General features: G+C 40.1%; 16 protein-coding genes. 11 read left to right on the forward strand and 5 right to left on the reverse strand.

Going from position 1 to position 19,497, the window contains the following annotated elements; genetic code table 11:
- Positions 1–96 precede the first annotated feature (96 nt).
- Positions 97–1,824: a sensor histidine kinase gene (locus QLQ22_RS03840; protein WP_252208048.1), complete on the reverse strand. Its 1,728-nt coding sequence runs from the start codon at positions 1,822–1,824 to the stop codon at positions 97–99.
- Positions 1,821–2,534, reverse strand: coding sequence for a response regulator transcription factor (locus QLQ22_RS03845; protein ID WP_223443135.1), 714 nt, complete (start codon positions 2,532–2,534; stop codon positions 1,821–1,823). The genes QLQ22_RS03840 and QLQ22_RS03845 overlap by 4 nt, the downstream gene beginning before the upstream one ends.
- A 585-nt stretch (positions 2,535–3,119) precedes the next feature.
- On the opposite strand from QLQ22_RS03845, the gene QLQ22_RS03850 reads away from it, so the two are divergent.
- Positions 3,120–3,539: a ferritin-like domain-containing protein gene (locus tag QLQ22_RS03850; RefSeq protein ID WP_223439834.1), complete on the forward strand. Its 420-nt coding sequence runs from the start codon at positions 3,120–3,122 to the stop codon at positions 3,537–3,539.
- Between the two features lie 29 nt (positions 3,540–3,568).
- Here the strand turns inward: QLQ22_RS03850 and QLQ22_RS03855 are convergent, their stop codons facing one another.
- Positions 3,569–4,021: a hypothetical protein gene (locus QLQ22_RS03855; RefSeq protein WP_284016029.1), complete on the reverse strand. Its 453-nt coding sequence runs from the start codon at positions 4,019–4,021 to the stop codon at positions 3,569–3,571.
- A gap of 1,271 nt (positions 4,022–5,292) precedes the next feature.
- On the opposite strand from QLQ22_RS03855, the gene QLQ22_RS03860 reads away from it, so the two are divergent.
- From QLQ22_RS03860 to QLQ22_RS03885, 6 genes are all read left to right on the forward strand, one after another.
- Positions 5,293–6,126, forward strand: a complete 834-nt coding sequence (locus QLQ22_RS03860) for an alpha/beta hydrolase (RefSeq protein WP_223439838.1) — start codon at positions 5,293–5,295, stop codon at positions 6,124–6,126.
- A 114-nt stretch (positions 6,127–6,240) separates the two neighbouring features.
- On the forward strand, positions 6,241–7,293 hold the full coding sequence (locus QLQ22_RS03865; RefSeq protein WP_284016740.1) for a LacI family DNA-binding transcriptional regulator: 1,053 nt from the start codon (positions 6,241–6,243) through the stop codon (positions 7,291–7,293).
- A 108-nt stretch (positions 7,294–7,401) separates the two neighbouring features.
- Entirely contained in the window at positions 7,402–8,634 is a 1,233-nt protein-coding gene (locus QLQ22_RS03870; protein WP_284016030.1) for an ABC transporter substrate-binding protein, read from the forward strand.
- A gap of 25 nt (positions 8,635–8,659) precedes the next feature.
- Positions 8,660–9,523 carry a carbohydrate ABC transporter permease gene (locus QLQ22_RS03875; RefSeq protein ID WP_284016031.1) on the forward strand — a complete coding sequence of 288 codons (864 nt, stop codon included), beginning with the start codon at positions 8,660–8,662 and terminating at the stop codon, positions 9,521–9,523.
- Positions 9,523–10,344, forward strand: a complete 822-nt coding sequence (locus QLQ22_RS03880; protein WP_223439844.1) for a carbohydrate ABC transporter permease — start codon at positions 9,523–9,525, stop codon at positions 10,342–10,344. Before QLQ22_RS03875 ends, QLQ22_RS03880 begins: the two co-directional genes overlap by 1 nt.
- Positions 10,345–10,435: 91 nt before the next feature.
- Complete coding sequence (locus QLQ22_RS03885) at positions 10,436–11,158, forward strand: ThuA domain-containing protein (RefSeq protein WP_223439846.1); 723 nt, start codon at positions 10,436–10,438, stop codon at positions 11,156–11,158.
- 1,055 nt (positions 11,159–12,213) lie between these two features.
- Here QLQ22_RS03885 and QLQ22_RS03890 read toward each other — a convergent pair.
- Positions 12,214–12,906: a response regulator gene (locus tag QLQ22_RS03890; RefSeq protein ID WP_284016032.1), complete on the reverse strand. Its 693-nt coding sequence runs from the start codon at positions 12,904–12,906 to the stop codon at positions 12,214–12,216.
- Positions 12,906–14,483, reverse strand: coding sequence for an ATP-binding protein (locus QLQ22_RS03895; RefSeq protein WP_284016033.1), 1,578 nt, complete (start codon positions 14,481–14,483; stop codon positions 12,906–12,908). The genes QLQ22_RS03890 and QLQ22_RS03895 overlap by 1 nt, the downstream gene beginning before the upstream one ends.
- Before the next feature lie 106 nt (positions 14,484–14,589).
- Between QLQ22_RS03895 and QLQ22_RS03900 the strand changes: the two genes are divergently transcribed.
- The 4 genes from QLQ22_RS03900 to QLQ22_RS03915 all read left to right on the forward strand — a co-directional run bounded on the left by QLQ22_RS03900 (position 14,590) and on the right by QLQ22_RS03915 (position 19,139).
- Positions 14,590–15,618, forward strand: coding sequence for a TRAP transporter substrate-binding protein (locus tag QLQ22_RS03900; protein ID WP_284016034.1), 1,029 nt, complete (start codon positions 14,590–14,592; stop codon positions 15,616–15,618).
- 405 nt (positions 15,619–16,023) lie between these two features.
- Complete coding sequence (locus QLQ22_RS03905; protein ID WP_223439855.1) at positions 16,024–17,286, forward strand: dicarboxylate/amino acid:cation symporter; 1,263 nt, start codon at positions 16,024–16,026, stop codon at positions 17,284–17,286.
- A 222-nt stretch (positions 17,287–17,508) separates the two neighbouring features.
- Positions 17,509–18,129 (forward strand): DUF47 domain-containing protein, encoded by a 621-nt coding sequence (locus QLQ22_RS03910; protein ID WP_223439857.1) that lies wholly within the window; start codon positions 17,509–17,511, stop codon positions 18,127–18,129.
- An 11-nt stretch (positions 18,130–18,140) separates the two neighbouring features.
- Positions 18,141–19,139, forward strand: coding sequence for an inorganic phosphate transporter (locus tag QLQ22_RS03915; RefSeq protein ID WP_223439859.1), 999 nt, complete (start codon positions 18,141–18,143; stop codon positions 19,137–19,139).
- The last annotated feature ends 358 nt before the right edge of the window (positions 19,140–19,497 follow it).

Genomic DNA, 19,497 nt, shown 5'->3' on the forward strand with positions numbered 1-19,497 from the left:
AGCATAGAGTCTATAAAATGAACATCATTTTCAGGGTGTAAAATAGATCCAATGGAACAGGCCCGTTCCTAAATTGGACGGGCCTTGCTAGAAGATTTAAAGCGGGAATTTAAGCGTAATGACTGTACCTTTGCCAAGCTCGCTCCAGACGGCGATCTCGCCATTATGAGCAAGAATCAGCTGCTTTGCAATGGCAAGTCCGAGTCCGGTCCCTTTTGTTGATTCTTCTGTATTTGTGCCTCTGAAGTAACGATCAAACAGATTATCCTTTGTTGCCTCATCCATCCCATTTCCAGAGTCTTTAATCAGGATAGAGAAGTACTCTTCTTCTTTTTTTAGAGAAATCCCAACCTCTGTTGAAGATGGATTATGCTTGAATGCATTAGCAACAAGGTTTTCAATAATGCGTTGAAACCATCTTTTATCAATAGGATAATAGATTGCATCTTCCGAAGGGTGAAAATCTATTTCCCGTTCTTGATAAAGCGGGTCATTTAAAAAATGCACGATGGATCTTCTGATTGTTTCATTCATTTCCTCTGATTCAATATGAAGCGGAAGAGCATTATTTTTCAGCCGATAGGTCAGATTGAAGTCTTCAATCAAAGATGTCATATAGCTTGCTTTATCTTTCATAATTCCTGCGAAATCCTGAACCTCTTCCTTTGTCCAGTCATATTGATCAGACTCCAGCATGTATGCATAGCCGTACAGAGAGCTTAAGGGAGTCTTCAAATCATGAGACAGACCTGTAATCCACCCTTCTCTTCTTTTATCCATCATGGCCCTGTCTTTATCCTTTTGAATTAAATTAGAGGTAAGGACATTGAGAGAGTAGATAATGTCGTGATAGATTCTAAAAGAGTTTTTTAACTTTCCGTTTTGTCTCGAGCTTGCCCGGACGCCTTTTTTTGAAAGAGGTTCCTCATATCTTCCAGTGGCGAGATTTTCAAGCCATAGAATCGTATGAAGCAGCGGCTTTCCAAGCTTATTTGAATACCAGATAGAGATAATGAAAAATAAGATTCCAGTGAAAAGAACAAAAACGATTATCCATTTGAATAAAGTGATCATGAGACTGTTGTCAAACTGATCGTCGGGGAAGTACTCTTTATTTGGCGAACCAATGACATATTTATAGCCGGTTGCCGGATCGGCATAAGTGGAAATAGACGTTTTATGATTCCACGGTTCTTTTTTATAAGACATGATCTCGAAGTATTTTGGCAGATTTTTATTCTGTTTATTATGAAAGTAAATTAAAGAGTACTCAGAATCATAGACCGCAAGCCAGGCTTTTTGTTTTGAAAAATTGGCCTGCATTTCTTTAGAAAGCACTGGCTTCTCATTAAATGAAAGGCCGTTATCTATAAGGTCAGTCATCAGATCGGTATTAGCGGAATGCTTTCCGTAGAGGACAATATAGGAATCTTCTTCCTGGTGAAGCATCCAATACGTCTGGTCATAGTGAAAGGCTTTTTCCACATCTGCAAAAAAGTGAGGCAGTGAATATTTCTTCGGTATGGAAGAAGGAGTCAAGTATGAAAAGACAACGCTCCCTTCCTCATCAATTACCTGCAGCCAGCCATTTTGTTTTTTAATCGCATCTCTGGCAGACTTGTCAAGTGAGATGTCATCATCTGAAAACTGAAAGATATCTCCTATGTACAGCGGGTCAATGCGTTTCACTTCTTTTTCAAGCATGTTATTGAAATCCTGTGTCATCAAGATCGCGAGTGATGCACCCGTGATGGTTAAAAAGAAAATAAACCAGACAATCATATGAAAAATAAAAAAACGAGTGAGCTTTCTTTTTAAGTTCATGGTTTGACCCTGTCATCCACAAATTTGTAGCCAAGGCCTCTGATTGTTTTGATGTAGCGCGGCTGACTTGGATTTTCTTCAATTTTCTCTCGGAGCTTTCTGATGTGGACCATTACCGTATTATCATCGACCATGTAATGCTCATTCCAGACGTTTTCATAAAGCTGATGTTTGGTAAAAACACGATTTGGATGTTTGCAGAAGAAAATCAGCAGCTGAAAAAGCTGCGCGGAGCAGTCAACTGTCTGATTCGCTACGGTCAGTTCTGCTGAAGAAACATTTATGCTAAAGCGCTGATACTCATACTTCTCCTCTGCCGCAGTCTTTTGACTGGATTGAGGCATGGTGCGTTTTAAAAGGGCTTTAGCGCGTGCAGCCACTTCAAGAGGATTAAAAGGCTTAGTAATATAGTCATCAGCGCCGTATGCAAAGCCTGATAATTTGTCGAGATCACTGCTTTTTGCGCTTAAAAAGATAATTGGCGCATCTGTTTTTTGTTTAATAAGCGGGCAAAGCTCAAATCCGCTTAAATCAGGCAGCATGATATCAAGCACGATTAAGTCATATTTTCTATTCTCAATTGCCTTAAGAGCGCTTGCTCCCGTTAAGGCTTCATCTATATGTGAAAAGCCTTCTTTTTGCATAACAGTTCGGACGAGCTTAATAATGGCTTCTTCATCGTCCACTAATAGTATTTTGCATGTATGAATCAAGGAAATCTTCCCCTTTCTGTCCTTCATTACCTTAATTCAAATCAGTGCATATGTTAAGAGTTTCCTGCATGTTTTCATTTCTTTTTTTGTGTCATATGGCAAACAGGCCGCTAAAAAACAAAGCACCAAACAACAAGTGGTGCTCCTCTTGCGAATGATCATCCAAAATCTCTTGAAATCATCAATACACACATGCACCTTTTGCGATGAACCTGAAAATGATTCATTTAGTAAACTCTTATGCTTGCACTCTCACAAGTCTATCAGCTGAAGCTTTACACATAGTTATCAAAACCTTAAAAGCAGCTTAATTGTTAAAAACAGGAAATATATATTCAGGGGTGATTTTATCGTTATTTAATGATTGTAACAGGGGTCTATATCTTTTTTACGGAGCGGCCAGAATGGCAGTAGAATTATCAGGGATACCTATAAAACATATCTAGATTACTTTCCTTATATTGGATGACTATTTTTCCATGTCTTACTTGCTGAAAGTTCCCATTCACAAATGACCGGCATATTCTCTCTCTTTAAAAATATAATTTTATCAATGATTTTTTATAAAGGGGGGAAATTTTAATGTATAGCTATTATCGTGCAAATCAGGCTGAAATAGATCAAATTGCAAAAGCACTTGCTGGAGAATATAATGCGATTCAGTGTTATGAACATATGGCAAATTTGGCGAAGAATGAAGAAGAAAAAAAGCAAATCATGGAGATTAGAAATGATGAAATAAACCACTACCAGACATTCGCTGCTATTTATCAGAGTCTGTCCGGGATGCAATACAGTCCTAAACAAACGGAAAAATGCCCTGGGGATTATATTGGAGCGCTGACAGCGGCTTTTAAAGACGAGCAGGAGACTGTGGATTTTTATCTTGATATTGCAGAAAATGCAAGTAGCCCTTATATTCGAAAACAATTTAAAAGAGCATCAGCAGATGAACAGAATCATGCCGTGTGGTTCCTGTATTACTTTATGCAGAACAAGTGAGGCATAAATTTCATCGCTGATGCCAGCCGTTACTTCAATTGATAATCGACCTTGCTGTACAGCTTCGTTCCGTTATGAAGACCAAGCTTTTTTTCCTGATTTTCATCAAGACCGTTAATGCTGATGACAATTTCGTCTCCTCGAAGGGAAATCGTTCCTTCAACCGGCTTTTCAAGTGCAGGATCCTCTATTGTAAAAGGGCCATCGCCATTTCCGCGAATGGTCGTTTTTGTTTTGTTCTCACGCAGAATCTTGTTATCCTTCGATTTCAGTCCAAGTGTCAGCTCTGCAACCTGCCCATCCTCTGGAAAATTGACGATGGCAAAATTGCCTTCCTCTTTCACTTTTACCCGGTCTACCCAAGTTCCGTTATATATACCCTGCATACTGTAATCTTCATTCTTAAGCTGCGGACGGTTGCATCCTGCGAGAATGACTGCAGCAATAGCAACGAACAAAAGACTTATTTTGAGTTTCTTCATAGCAGATCCCTTCCTGTTCCAAATCTCTCTCTTATTATCGCCTAAAAAGGGGGAAAGAAGCAAAGGATAGGGAACTTCCGGCCAGATATGATTAAGCATTATGCAGAGCGACAGACTCGGTACCAGGGAGCCCAACTCGCAAAAATTGCTTGCCAATTAGCGAAAAAGAAACTCCAACTTGCAAGAATCCCGGTTCAACTTGCAGAAAGGAGCATTCAATTCGCAAGGCACAAATTCAATGAAAAAACCACTTAATAATGCCCATTTCTAGCTGCGGTTGGCCAGTTAAAAAAAGATTCAGCATAAAAATAAAGAGTTTCAGCTGTGTAGAGCATCAGGGCATGGTACCAGGGAGCCCACCTCGCAAAAATCGCTGGCCAATTAGCAAAAATGCAACTCCATTTCCCAGGAATCCCGGCTCAACTTGCAGAAAGGAGCATTCAATTCGCAAGGCACAAATTCAATGAAAAAACCACTTAATAATGCCCATTTCTAGCTGCGGTTGGCCAGTTAAAAAAAGATTCAGCATAAAAATAAAGAGTTTCAGCTGTGTAGAGCATCAGGGCATGGTACCAGGGAGCCCACCTCGCAAAAATCGCTGGCCAATTAGCAAAAATGCAACTCCATTTCCCAGGAATCCCGGCTCAACTTGCAGAAAGGAGCATTCAATTCGCAAGGCACAAATTCCAATGAAAAAACCTCATAATAATGCCCATTTCTAGCTGCGGTTGGCCAGTTAAAAAAAGATTCATCATAAAAGTAAAGAGTTTCAGCTGTGTATAGAGCATCAGACACGGTATGGGGGAGCCCAACTCGCAAAAATCGCTGGCCAATTAGCGAAAAAGCAGCTCCAACTCGCAAGCATCCAGGTTCAACTCGCATAAACGGGCATTCAATTCGCAAGGTTCAAATTCCAATGAAAAAACCTCATAATAATGCCCATTTCTAGCTGCGGTTGGCCAGTTAAAAAAAGATTCATCATAAAAGTAAAGAGTTTCAGCTGTGTATAGAGCATCAGACACGGTACGGGGGAGTCCAACTCGCAAAAATCGCTGGCCAATTAGCAAAAATGCAACTCCATTTCCCAGGAATCCCGGTTCAACTCGCGTAAACGGGCATTCAATTCTCAAACAAAATTCAAGTTAAAAATTTCAGCTGAACAGATAAGCAGAGATATCAGTTATCTAAAATAAGTCCGTTTAAAGTAAAAAAAAAGGGGTATACATATAGCTTACGACAAGAAAATCGCAGAAGACGAGAGGATTCCATAAATGAAATTAAAAAAGAATATCGCACTTATAGCAGCAATTAGTTTAGCAGCAATCGTTTTTATCATTCAGACTATAAAGCCAGAGATTTCAAATGGAGCCAGTGATGGAAAGCACGAAGGAACGCCGACTGTCTTTGTGCATGGCTATAGAGGCACGCTGAATTCGTTCGAAGGCATGATGGAAAGATTTCAGTCGGATTATGAATGGGGAGAAAAAACTCTTATTTGCACCTCTGATAAGAGAGTCGCGGAGTGTAAGGCCCTGACAGACGAAAAAGTGAAAAACCCCCTTATCCATGTTTACTTTGAAGACAACGATTCGAATTTTGAGAAGACAAGCATAGAACTCGGAAATATTCTTAAGCTTTTAAAGGGAAAATACGGACACGATAAGGTCAATATCGTTGCGCATTCTATGGGAGGTCTTGTTTCCGTCAATTACATTCAGGAAACAAGACAGGAAAAAGAGTTTCCTAAAGTAGAAAAGCTCGTTACAATCGGAACTCCTTTTAAAGGCATTAAGAGAGAAGTATTTGAAAAAAGATATAAGGAGAAAAAGCATGATTTAATCGCAGATTCACAGGCGATTCAGGAATTATATTCAGAAAAGGATAACTTTGATCCAAATACACAAGTATACTCAATTGCAGGTAAAATCGGTAAAAAAGAAGATGGCGACGGTCTTGTCTCAGTCCATAGTGCAACTTCCTTAAAAAATGTAGTCGCTTCAGATCATTACCGCGAACAAATCATTGTATCGAAGAAAGCAACACATAATGGATTGCATGAGAATAAAGAAGTCGATGAAGAAGTCGGCAGATTTTTGTGGAAGTAGAAGAATTGAGAGTCCAGTGCGGGCTCTTTTTTTGTGGATCAAATGCAAATTGCTTAAGGATAAAAAATTAAATATTTTCCATATTGTAAATGCTTTCATATGGTGGTACTATAAATTTACGAAAACGTTTACGTAAAAGCAGGGAGAAGGTGGGAAATGAATTATACCATCAAAGATGTAGCAAAAAAAGCGAATGTTTCGATTGCAACTGTTTCAAGAATTCTTAATAATCAGAAGGGTTACTCTGAAAAAACGAAACGGAAGGTACTTGAAGCGATTGAAGAATTGGACTACCATCCAAACGCCATTGCAAGAGGACTTATCAATAAGAAAACGTCAACGATTGGTGTATTATTTCCGGCACTATCAAGTATGTTCGTAACGGAACTGTTAGCCGGAATAGAAAAAGCAGCTCATCAGCTTGGATCAAGCGTGATTGTCTGCCATACAGAGTCCAACGGTTCAAAAACAATGAAATACCTGCAATTGCTCAATGAAAAGCGTGTTGACGGAATTATTTTCACAAGTGAAATCCTAAAAGAGGAATACTATGAATTTATTCAGAAAATGAGTATTCCCTTAGTTCTTTTATCGACGGAATCACGTATTTATTCAGTGCCATACGTCAAAGTGGATGACAGGCATGCGGCGTATTCTGCGGCTCAGTACTTAATTAAGAAAGGCCACAAGCGCATCGGCATGATCAGCGGAAATCAAAATGATCTTATAGCAGGAAAACCAAGAATTGATGGGTTTAAGGATGCGTTACTAGATCATGGCTTTCCTGTTCATGACAGTCAGATTGTCTGCAGTGAAGGATTTACCTTTGCAGACGGCAGAGAAGGATTAAAGAAAATGAGACAGCTGGCGCCTGAAGTGACAGCAATCTTTGCGGCAAGCGATGAAATTGCTTTTGGAGCGATTTCAGAGGCTTATCAGCAGGGCATAAGAATACCCGAGGAATTATCGATTATCGGCTACGATAACTTGAGTATTGCCGAAATGTCGATACCCCCGTTAACTTCACTCGCTCAGCCCTTATATGAAATGGGTGAGAAGGCAGCAAAAATGATATTTGACATGATCAATGGCGATCAGCTCGTAGAAAGCCGGATTATGCCGCATTCCATTAAGGAAAGAAGCAGTGTAGTAAAAAAAGAGGAATAGCTTCTTCTTTTTTGTAAATGACGTAAACGTTTACGCAGAATGAGCGGCAATTATTTTTTTTGCAGAAAAGAGTAAACGTTTACTTATTATGAACTGGGAGGCGAAATGATGTTCAAGAAAATTACTGCACTTTCCGCAGGCTTGGTGCTTGGCGCTGCCATATTGGCGGGATGCTCTTCAGGGGAAGAAGCGGACGGGAAGGTCACGCTGAATCTTTTCTCCAACAAATCTGAAAATATCAATACATATAAAGGTCTGATAGAAGAGTTTGAAGCAGAAAATCCAGATATCAGGATCAAATTTGATTCTCCTCCGGAAGCAGAAACCGTGCTGCGGACAAAGCTTATTAAGAATGATATTCCTGACGTTATGCTGATTGCAGGTAATGCTACATACGGTGAATTGGGAAGAGCAGGAGTGCTTGAGGATTTTGCTGATACAGAACTTATCGATTCCATCCAGCCTTCCTATCTCGACATGATTGACCGCTTAGTAGGCCCTGAAAAAGATGGGGTCTACGGACTGCCATATGCGACAAACGCAAACACGGTTATCTATAACAAACAGAAGTTTGAAGAGCTTGGCCTTGAAGTTCCGAAAACGTGGGATGAATTTATCGCCATATTGGAAAAAGCTAAAGCTGCTGGTGAAATACCAATCTATTTGACTCTTAAAGATGCATGGACTGGAATGATTTCCTTGAACTCTCTTGGAGGAAATCTGGCAGGCGAAGAATTTGCAGAAAAGAAAAGCTCTGGAAAGACGTCATTTGTAAAGAGCTACGATGAAGTCGCAGACAAGATGCTGACCCTTACAGAATACGGACACAAAGACAACTTTGGAATTGCCTACGGCGATGGCAACAATGCGTTCGCAGCAGGCGAGGGTGTCATGTATATTCAGGGGAACTGGGCGATTCCTGAGATTTTAAAAGCAAATCCTGAAGCAGAGCTTGGCGTTTTTCCGATGCCTGTAACCAACGACCCAGAGCAAAACAAACTTGTTTCAGGTGTTGATGTTCTGCTGACAATCAGCAAAGACAGCGAGCACAAAAAAGAAGCCGAAAAATTCCTCAAATTTATGCTGAAGAAAGAAACAGCAAAACGGTACATTGATGAGCAAAAGGCTTTCTCTGCAATAGAGGGAGTTTATCAGGAGGATCCGGTTTTCGAAGGAATAAAAGAAAACTTTGAAAAAGGAAAAATCACCAGTTTCCAAGATCACTATTATCCAGCAGGAATGGGAGCAGAAAACATCCTTCAGGAATTTCTGATCGAGAAAAAGAAAAGCGCTTTTTTGAAGAAAATGGATAGAGAGTGGGAGAAGGTAGAGGATCGCTAATAATTTTTAGAAGGGAGATAAATCAATGAATAATAAAAACAAAGTATTTCTCATCATGACTGTTCCTGCCGTTCTCCTGTTCTTTATTTTTCATACGTATCCTGCCCTTCAGGGGATATTCTACAGTTTTACGGACTGGAGAGGATACGGGGAGTGGAACTTTGTCGGTCTGAAAAACTATCTGAATGTATTTAAAGATGAAAGAGCTCTCAATGCGTACGGCTTCACCTTTAAGTTTGCCATTATTTCAACGATTCTTGTGAATTTTTTCAGCTTGCTTGTGGCAATGGGGCTTAATGCAAAGATTAAGTTTCAAAAAACACTTCGGGCTGTCTATTTCATGCCTTATATCCTAAGTATTCTGATCGTTGGTTTTATCTTCAACTTCATTTTCACTCATTTTCTGCCTGATATTGCAGGCGGCCTTGGAATTGAGGCATTATCTAAAAATATTCTCGGTGATCCAAACCTTGCCTGGGTTGGTATCGTTATCGTAGCTGTTTGGCAGGCAATCGCGTTCAATACAATCCTGTACCTTGCAGGTCTTGTAACCATTACGGAGGATTTATATGAAGCCGCAAGCATTGACGGTGCTGGAATTTGGACAAAGTTCTGGAAAATCACCTTTCCGCTGATTGCACCATTTTTTACTATTAATATGATTTTATCCATGAAAGGTTTTCTGATGGTTTTTGACCAGATCGTTGCCCTTACAGGCGGAGGACCCGGTCAATCAACAGAATCGATTTCGCTTCTGATCTATAGAGGCGGCTTCCAGGGCGGAGAATTTGCCTATCAGTCTGCAAATGCGGTCATTTACTTTATTGTTATTGTTATCTTTTCTATCTTTCAGCTTAAGATTCTTGAAAAAAGAGAGGTGGGCAACTGATGATCAGCAAAAAGACAAACTGGCCTGTCACCATTCTCTTAATTTTAGGGGCAATTTTCATTATCCTGCCGCTGTACTTAACCATTACCATTGCATTTAAAACACCGCAGGAGCTTGCGGGAAACCTGCTTGCTCTGCCGCAGTCATGGTCTTTTGACAACTTTGCGAAAGCGATAGAAATGACGAATTTCTTCAATGCATTAAAAAACAGCGTATTCGTCACTGTATTAGTCGTCATTTTTACTGTCCTGACGAATTCAATGGTCGCTTATGCGATTGCACGCAACATGCATAAAAAGTTTTATAAATTCACGTTTTACTATTTTGTCAGTGCGATGTTCATCCCTTTCCCGATCATTATGCTTCCGATTGTAAGACAAACAGCATTGTGGGGCATGGATAATCTGGTGGGATTAGTCATTTTGTACATTGTCTACAATCTATCTTTCAATATCTTTATCTATGTAGGGTATATAAGATCCATTCCGAAAGAATTGGAAGAAGCTGCAATAGTAGACGGCGCAACAACATGGGGAGTATTCTGGAAGGTCATTTTCCCGCTGCTTGCACCAATGAATGCAACTGTGGCCATCCTTACATGTCTTGGGGCGTGGAACGATTTTCTCCTGCCGCTCGTCGTTCTGAGCGACAGCGACATGGCAACATTGCCGCTTGTGCAGTATATTTTCCAATCACAGTTCAGCACAGACTATAACCTGGCATTTGCCTCTTATCTGCTTGCACTGATTCCGATGATTATTGTCTATGTTTTTGCACAAAAATGGATCATCAGCGGAGTAATGAAAGGATCAATTAAATAATTAGGCTTAATTAATAGGCTGGATTATTGTATATTGAAATAGATAGATTAGCTTAAATATTAAAAATAATTCACTATAGGGAGATTTAACAATGAAAATTACAGTTTGGAACGAAAACCGCCATGAACAAAAAAATCCAACAGTAGCAGAAATTTATCCTGAAGGCATTCACGGCGCCATCGCTAACTTTTTAAAAGAAAACGGCTTTGATGCTGCGACTGCAACATTAGATCAGCCTGAACACGGTTTAACAGAAGAAGTATTAAGCGAGACAGACGTTCTTTTCTGGTGGGGACACCTTGCACATGATGAGGTAACTGACGAAATCGTTGAACGAGTTCAAAAACGAGTACTTGAAGGAATGGGCTTAGTTGTTCTTCATTCAGGACATTTCTCAAAAATCTTTAAAAAGCTGATGGGTACATCTTGTGACCTTAAATGGCGCGAAGCCGACGACAAAGAGCGTCTATGGGTTGTTGATCCTTCTCATCCAATTACGGAAGGAATCGGCGAGTACATCGAAATTGAAAAAGAAGAAATGTACGGAGAGCATTTTGATATTCCGGCACCAGATCAATTAGTATTTGTCAGCTGGTTTGAAGGCGGAGAAGTGTTCCGTTCAGGATGCACATACCAAAGAGGAAACGGAAAGGTTTTCTACTTCCGCCCTGGCCATGAAACATACCCGACTTACCATAACAAAGAAATTCAAAAAGTATTAGTGAATGCGGCTAAATGGGCAGCACCTACAAAACGCGAGTATCCGGTTTACGGAAATGCTCAGCCGCTTGAGAAAATTACTGTTAAGTCATAATGAAAAAGGGTACGAAATTTCACAGGAATTTCGTACCCTTTTTTTGTTGTTTTGACAGCGTGATTTGTGGGGGAGAAGAGGGGAATTTGGGGATGAACCGCTATATATGAGTTCCCAAATACCTGAGAACAGTCCTGTTTGAGTACTCAAAGGGTAGTTATGTGTCCCCAATCCGCGCTAGAAATTCTGTTTGAGTACTCAAAGGGAAGTTATGATTCCCCAAATCGAGAGAAGAGTCCAGTTTGAGTACTCAAAGGGTAGTTATGAGTCTCTAAATCGAGAGAAGAGTCCAGTTTGAGTACTCAAAGGGTAGCTATGAGTCTCTAAATCGAGAGAAAAGTCCAGTTTGGGTACTCAAAGGGTAGCTATGAGTACCCAAAACGAGGGAGATATCCTGTTTGAGTACTCAAAGGGTAGCTATGGTTCCCCAAATCGAGAGAACAGTCCGGTTTGAGTACTCAAAGGGTAGCTATGAGTCTCCAAAACGAGGGAGAAATCCTGTTTGAGTACTCAAAGGGTAGCTATGGTTCCCCAAATCGAGAGAACAGTCAGGTTTGAGTAATTAAAGGGTAGTTATGAGTCCCCAAATCGAGAGAAGAGTCCAGTTTGAGTACTCAAAGGGTAGTTATGATTCCTCAAAACGAGTGAGAAATCCTGTTTGGGTACTCAAAGAGTAGCTATGATTCCCCAAATCGAGAAAAGAGTCCAAGTTTGGGTACTCAAAGAGTAGCTATGAGTCCCCAAATCGAGAGAACAGTCAGGTTTGAGTACTCAAAGGGTAGTTATGAGTCCCCAAATCGAGAGAACAGTCCAGTTTGAGTACTCAAAGGGAAGCTATGTGTCCCCAATCCGCGCTAGAAATCCTGTTTGAGTACTCAAAGATTAGTTATGAGTCTCCAAATCGAGAGAACAGTCCGGTTTGAGTACTCAAAGGGTAGCTATGAATCCCCAAACCGCGCTAGAAATCATGTTTGGGTACTCAAAGAGTAGCAATGATTCCTCAAATCGAGAAAGAAATCATGTTTGAGTACTCAAGGATAACTATGAACTAGTAACTAAGCTCTTCCTGAAATAAGATACTTGTTTACAGGCCTCCCGACACCGCCATATTGAATATCAATCTCTAATTTTCCTTCTCGTTCAAGGTGTTCAAGATATCGTCTAGCTGTTACTCTGGCAATTCCCACGCTTGAGGCTACATTCTCAGCTGATACAGGATCGCTTTGATCTTTGAGGTAGGTAAGAATTTTATGGAGAGTCACCTCATGCAATCCTTTTGGCAAGTCCTTTTTCTCTTCAGGCTCTTCTTTTTGAAACCTGATTGAATCAAGTTCTTTTTGTGTCAGACGGGATTTATCTTTCAGCTTTCTGCGGTAGGCTGAATAGTTTTCAAGTGATTGCTTCAGCCGTTCAAATTTGAAGGGTTTCATTAAATAATCAACGGCTCCGTGAAGCAGAACATTTCGGACTGTTTCCATATCACTTGCGGCCGTTATCGCAATAATATCAGAGGCATGTCCTTCTGCCCGAATGGCTTGAATGGTCTCAAGTCCATTCATTTTGGGCATATACATATCAATCAAAATCAGATCAGGAGCAAGCGTTCGCACAAGCTCCAGGCCTTCAGCGCCATTTGATGCGATTCCAATAACCTCAAAACCATTCACTCTGTCTAAAAACTCCCGATTCACTTCCTGGACCATTAAATCATCTTCTATCAGAAGTACGGAAACTGGTTTATCCGGCATCAAATCTCCTCCATATAAAATGTAACTGTGAAGCTTGTTCCCGCCCCTTCTGCAGACTCCGCCATGATCGTGCCATTTGCCTGCTGAACAAGCTGATTGACTAAATAAAGCCCGATTCCCCGTTCATGGCCTCCTTTTGTAGAAAAACCCTGATCAAAAATGCGGGGGTAATCTGCTGCTTTTATTCCGCTTCCATTATCTTCGACTAAGAGTGTCAGTATTTCTGCATCCTGCTCGATGCTGATAAAAATATGAGGGAAGGGACCTTGATAATGTTTAAAAGAATCAAATGCATTTTCAATCAGGTTGCCAAGGATCAGAACAAAATCATGATGATCAAGCCTATCTGGGAACCTATTAAACTGGCTGTTGCGGTCAATTTCCACGCTGATTCCAAGTTCGGTTCCTCTGCGGATTTTACTGAGCAGCAATCCCGCAATGCTCTCATCTCTGATGTTTTTACTCAAAAATTGAATCAGTTCTTCTTGCTCTTCAGTGGTTTGAAAGACAAACTGGAGCGCTTTTTCGTGATTCCCCAGCTGAATCAGTCCTGCAATCGTATGGAGCTTATTATTGTATTCATGATTCTGGACACGTAAAGCGTTTACAAAAGCTCGTACGCCTGTTAATTCTTCCGCCATCTTTTTCACTTCGGTCCTGTCCTGAAAGATGGCCACAGCTCCAACCGTTTGGCCGCTTACTTTAATCGGAACCCGATTGCTTAAAATGTTCAGGTTGCCTACATTAAGTTCTTTGCTGTATATCGCATGATCAAGCTTAAGAATTTCAGGCAAGGCGGTATCCGGAATAACCTCTCTGATGGATTTTCCAATCACGTGACCGTTTATCCGCATCATTTTCATGGCTTTATTATTAAAAATAGTAATCTTTTCATTCGTATCAATAGCTATTACACCTTCGTGCATGGCATTGAATGTTTCAGTGCGCTCGACAAGGAGCCTTGCAATTTCATGAGGCTCAAGGTGAAACATCTGTCTTTTAATTTGCCGTGCCAGAATCCAGGCGCCCCAGCCCCCAAATAATAAAGAGAGACTTGATGTGATGAAGATTTCAAGCACAAGGCTTTGCAGCACTTCTATAAAGACTGGAAGTTTATATCCCGCAAGGACGACTCCAATCTGTTCATGGTCATCGTTCATGACAGGGACAAATGCACGCATGACAGTCCCGATTTCTCCATTAGCCTTAGATGTGTAGGAGTGTTCTGCAAAGGCCGGGCCTTCATCGTTTCCCTGTGAGCGGGTGCCGATCATATCATGTACGGGATGTGTCAGTCTTTCGCGATCCATGTTTAAAACAACAATATAATTTGCGTTGTTGATGATTCTTAGGCGGTCGATTACTTTATTAAGATCATTCTGACTGCTTTCAAGAGCTTCTTTCACTTCAGGAAGTTCGGCGATCGTCTGCGCTGTTACGAATGAACGCGCCTTTAACTCTTCTTCTTTTCCGCTTATATAATTGCCGATTAAAACAATGCCTGCCAGAAAAAGAGAAAACCCTAATATAAAGAAGATTAAGCCTGTAATTTTCCATAAGATTGAAATTCGTCTCATATTGGTTCCTCATTATTCTGAAGAATAAAATATCTTTCATTGTAACATGCACCAAAATCTCATGATACAATGAATCTACTAAAAAATTGTTGAAACGGTGGATAGTATGAAATGGTTTATTAGCGCAAGTCTTTTAACTGTGCTCTTTTTAGTGGCAGTTTTTTCACATGATCCTATGCACAAAATAGAAGATGACGATGAACAGCATGGTTTGAGTGATCAAATTGTCATTAAGTTCAGTCATGTGGTTGCTGAAAATACACCTAAGGGACTGGCTGCAGAAAAATTTGCAGATATTATCGCAGACCGGACAGATGGAAAAATAAAAGTGGAAGTTTTTCCGAACGAAATTATGTATTCCGATGAAAAAGAGCTGAATGCGCTTAAAAAGGGCGATGTTCAAATGATTGCTCCTTCTTATTCAAAAATGACGGAGGTCATCCCCGAATGGCAGGTGCTTGATTTGCCTTTTATTTTTCAGGATGAGCAGCATGTACAAAACGTTTATACAGGAGAAGTTGGAAAACGGCTGCTGGGCGAACTTGAAAGTGAAAATATTAAGGGCCTCGCATTGTGGGGAAATGGCTTCAAACAAATGACAAGCAGCAGGGGGGCATTGATCGAGCCTGAGGATTTTTCAGGACAGCGCTTTAGAATAATGCCAAGTGATACAATTGCAAAACAGTTTGAATTGATGGGTGCCATTCCAAAAGCTTCTTCCTTTAATGATGTTTACATCGCTTTGGAAGGAAATGAATTTGATGGCCAGGAAAATACGATTTCAAATATTTATTCAAAAGGATTTTATCGGCTGCAAAAAGACATGACGGTTTCGAACCATGGCTATTTAGGCTATTCTGTCTTAATGAATGCAGAATTCTGGAACAGTCTGGAACCTGAACTGCAAACTCAAATACAAAAAGCCATGGATGAAACGACTGAGTGGATGCTTAAAGAATCAAAAAAGATGAATGACTCACAGCTAATTAGAATGAAACAAAATTCAAAGTTGAAAATCCATGAACTGAGTGAAGCCGAAAAAGATAGATGGCGTAAGGTGTTCATGCCGCTTTATGAAACGTATTCCTCTGAATATGGGGAGCGGTGGATTGAGGATATCCGGAATGTTCGATAAGAATTTTGGATGCATAACAAGGGACAGATAGACAGCATCTTCGGCTAAATAGCTAAGATGCTGAGATATAAGGCAAACTTCGGCTGAAAAGCTAAAATCAAATGACTCCTAAAAAATGAAATAACGGCTATTTTGGCTGATAGAGAAGCTTCAACTTAAAATGGTTGGAGCTTTTTTATGTGATTTCATAATTACGAACTCCTCGTCCAGAACGTATTTCCCAAAAGTCAAATCCGGATTTTTCCGGTGAATCCTTATCTGCCTGCGCTGAACGGGCGGTGCCGCTTTTCTGGTGACCAAAAAGACCAAAAAGAACAATAATACCAAAACGGAATGATGTCTAAATTATCAGTTAATATAAAGGTATTCTTGTAAGCGTTATCAATGAGGAGAATGGAGGATACTATGAAAATTAACTTTAAGAATTTGACGGTTCAGGTCATTATCGGAATTATTTTAGGTATTGCTGTTGGCTTTTTGTTTCCAAGCTTTGGGGTTGAGCTGAAAGTATTAGCAGATGTCTTTATCAAAATGATTAAAATGGTGATTGCGCCTATTATCTTTTTTACGGTAGTAATCGGAATTGGCAGCATGGGTGACTTAAAGAAGGTCGGAAGAATCGGAGGCAAGGCTCTCCTGTATTTTGAAATTGTGACGACCTTTGCGCTTGCAATCGGAATTATTGTAGTAGGAATTGTAAAGCCTGGCGAAGGCTTCAACACAGATGCCGTTGAGGGTGGAGATGTATCTCAGTATACGGAACAGGCAGAAGAAACAAGTCATGGCTTCATTGACTTTGTAGTCGGCATTATTCCTGAGAATGTTGTAGGCGCGATGGCTGAGGGAGAACTGCTCCCTATCTTATTCTTTGCTGTCTTGTTTGGAATTTCAATGGCAGCGATTGGGGAAAAAGCAAAACCGGTTGTCGTTTTGTTTGAAAGGCTGACAGATATTTTCTTCGGTGTTGTAAACATGATCATGAAAGTTTCACCGTATGCGGCTTTCGGAGCAATGGCATACACTATTGGACAATTTGGATTAGGATCGCTTGTTGCTCTCGGTAAGCTGATGGGATCTGTTTATATCACCATGTTCCTATTTATCATCTTTGTTTTAGGGGCCATTGCAAAATATTATGGTTTCAGCATTACAAAATTTATCGCTTTTATTAAAGAAGAGATCCTGCTTGTACTTGGAACATCTTCATCAGAATCCGCACTTCCGAAGATGATGGAGAAGATGGAGAAATACGGATGCTCTAAATCTGTTGTTGGACTGGTCATTCCGACAGGCTATTCCTTTAACTTAGACGGCACATCAATCTATTTATCAATGGCGGCCATGTTTATTGCACAGGCATATGGAGTAGACCTCAGTATTTGGCAGCAGCTGACCCTTCTTGGAATTCTGATGCTGACATCTAAAGGGGCGGCAGGAGTAACAGGATCCGGCTTTATTACATTGGCAGCAACGCTTGCTGCATTCCCGATGATTCCGGTTGAAGGCATCGCCTTACTGCTCGGAGTGGACCGTTTTATGTCTGAAGCCAGGGCAATCACTAATCTCATTGGAAATGGTGTTGCAACTGTTGTTGTTTCTAAAATGGAAGGTGAATTTCATCCTCCGGCTGAACAAGCAGAACCTGCAAAAATTTCAATTGCTAAGTAAAAAAAAGCGGAGTTTCCGCTTTTTTTTGTGTTTTTTTAAAGTTGTGTAAATTTGCTTAGAAATCATTACCATAGAAATATTTTACTAATATTAATACTTTGTAAAGATATTGTAAAAATTAACGACAAAGTCTTTTCGTATTCGACAATTACGTATATACTTTTTAAGTTGCAAATAATAGAGAGAAAAACAAAAATATATGGCTCCATGGAGGAATAAGCAATGGCTATCAAAAGAAGAAAAGATAAGTTTTCTGAAATGTTAAGTCAGATATCTGAGAACTTAAAAGAAACTGGGCAGTATTTTGTTGATTTCAAAATCAATAATGCCAATGATCTAAAAGTATTCTCAGAAACAATTAAGGATTATGAGTCAAAAGGCGACTCGTTTGTTCATACCATCATCATGGAACTGAACAATGCATTCATTACTCCGATTGAACGTGAAGACATTCTTCAGCTTGCAATGATTATGGACGATGTTTTGGATGGCATCGAACATTCTGCTGCATTGTTTGAAATGTATTCTGTTACACAGCCGACTGACTACATGGTAAAGTTTGTTGACACAATTAATGAGTGTACAATTGAAATTGCTAAATCAATTGAATTGCTTTCAAACAAAAAGTTAAGCGATATCCGCACTCATGCTATCCGTTTAAAAGAACTTGAGTCAAACTGTGATAATTACCTGCGTACTGCTGTGAAAAATTTATTTGCAATTGAAAAAGATCCGATTAAAATCATTCAATATAAAGAGATATACGAAACACTTGAAGAAATTGCTGATAGCTGTCAAGGTGTTGCCAACACACTTGAAACTATCATCATGAAGAACGCGTAAGAGGCGATATTATGGATACTATATTAATTCTTACCATTCTGGTTGTTATTTTTGCCTTAGCGTTTGACTTTATTAACGGATTTCATGATACGGCAAATGCAATTGCAACATCTGTATCAACTAAAGCCCTTAAACCAAGACAGGCAATCATCCTTGCATCTGTCATGAACTTTGTCGGTGCAATGACATTTACAGGAGTAGCAAAAACGATCACAAAGGACATTGTTGACCCGTTTACCCTGCAAAATGGATCTGTTGTTATATTAGCTGCACTGATTGCAGCCATCACGTGGAATTTAATTACTTGGTATTATGGAATTCCAAGCAGCTCCTCACATGCGATTATTGGTTCAATCGCAGGTGCTGCGATTGCTGCGGCAGGATTTAATTCTCTAAACTATTCAGGGTTTTTGAAAATCCTTCAGGCACTTATCATTTCGCCTATCTTAGCGTTTATAGTCGGTTATATTGTTTACAGTATTTTTAAAGTTGTCTTTAAAAACAATAACCTGACTAAAACAAACAGAAACTTCCGTGCGATTCAGGTTGCAACAGCTGCTTTGCAATCTTACACTCACGGTACAAATGATGCTCAAAAAGCAATGGGTATTATCACGATGGCCCTTATTGCCGGGAATCTTCAAGACTCAACTGATATTCAATGGTGGGTTCAATTCTCATGTGCACTTGCAATGGGACTTGGTACAAGTGTCGGCGGATGGAAAATCATTAAAACTGTTGGCGGAAAGATCATGAAAATTCGTCCAGTTAACGGTGTAGCAGCTGACTTAACTGGGGCAGCCGTAATATTTGGCGCTTCGATTATTCACTTGCCTGTCAGTACAACACATGTTATTTCATCTTCAATACTTGGCGTAGGCTCTGCACATCGAATCAAAGGTGTAAAATGGGGAACGGCTAAAACGATGGTCATCACATGGTTCATCACCTTGCCGATTTCTGCTACATTAGCAGCGATTTCCTACTTTATTTTAAATCTATTCTTTTAATTAGCAAACCCTCCTTAACTGGAGGGTTTTTTTTTAGGATCGTTTATAACATAAGGAGTGATCGTGCAAGAAGTCTCAAAGCTTTGAATGGACCAGAAAAACGCGCCCGCTCTTTGAAAAAAGTGCATCAAAGCAAGTGAATGCCGCAAAAAAACGCGCCCGCTCTTTGAAAAAAGTGCGTGAAAGCAAGTGAATGCCGCAAAAAACCGCGCCCGCTCTTTGAAAAAAGTGCATCAAAGCAAGAGAATGCCGCAAAAAAACCGTGCCCACCTTGAAAAAAGTACATCAAAGCTGCGAATGAAGCACTCACAGAGCGATTGGGTACTCTAAATGAACAATTCGGGATTTTGAGCACTCA

The sequence above is a fragment of the Metabacillus hrfriensis genome (genome assembly GCF_030127205.1).
Classification (GTDB): domain Bacteria; phylum Bacillota; class Bacilli; order Bacillales; family Bacillaceae; genus Bacillus_P; species Bacillus_P dongyingensis.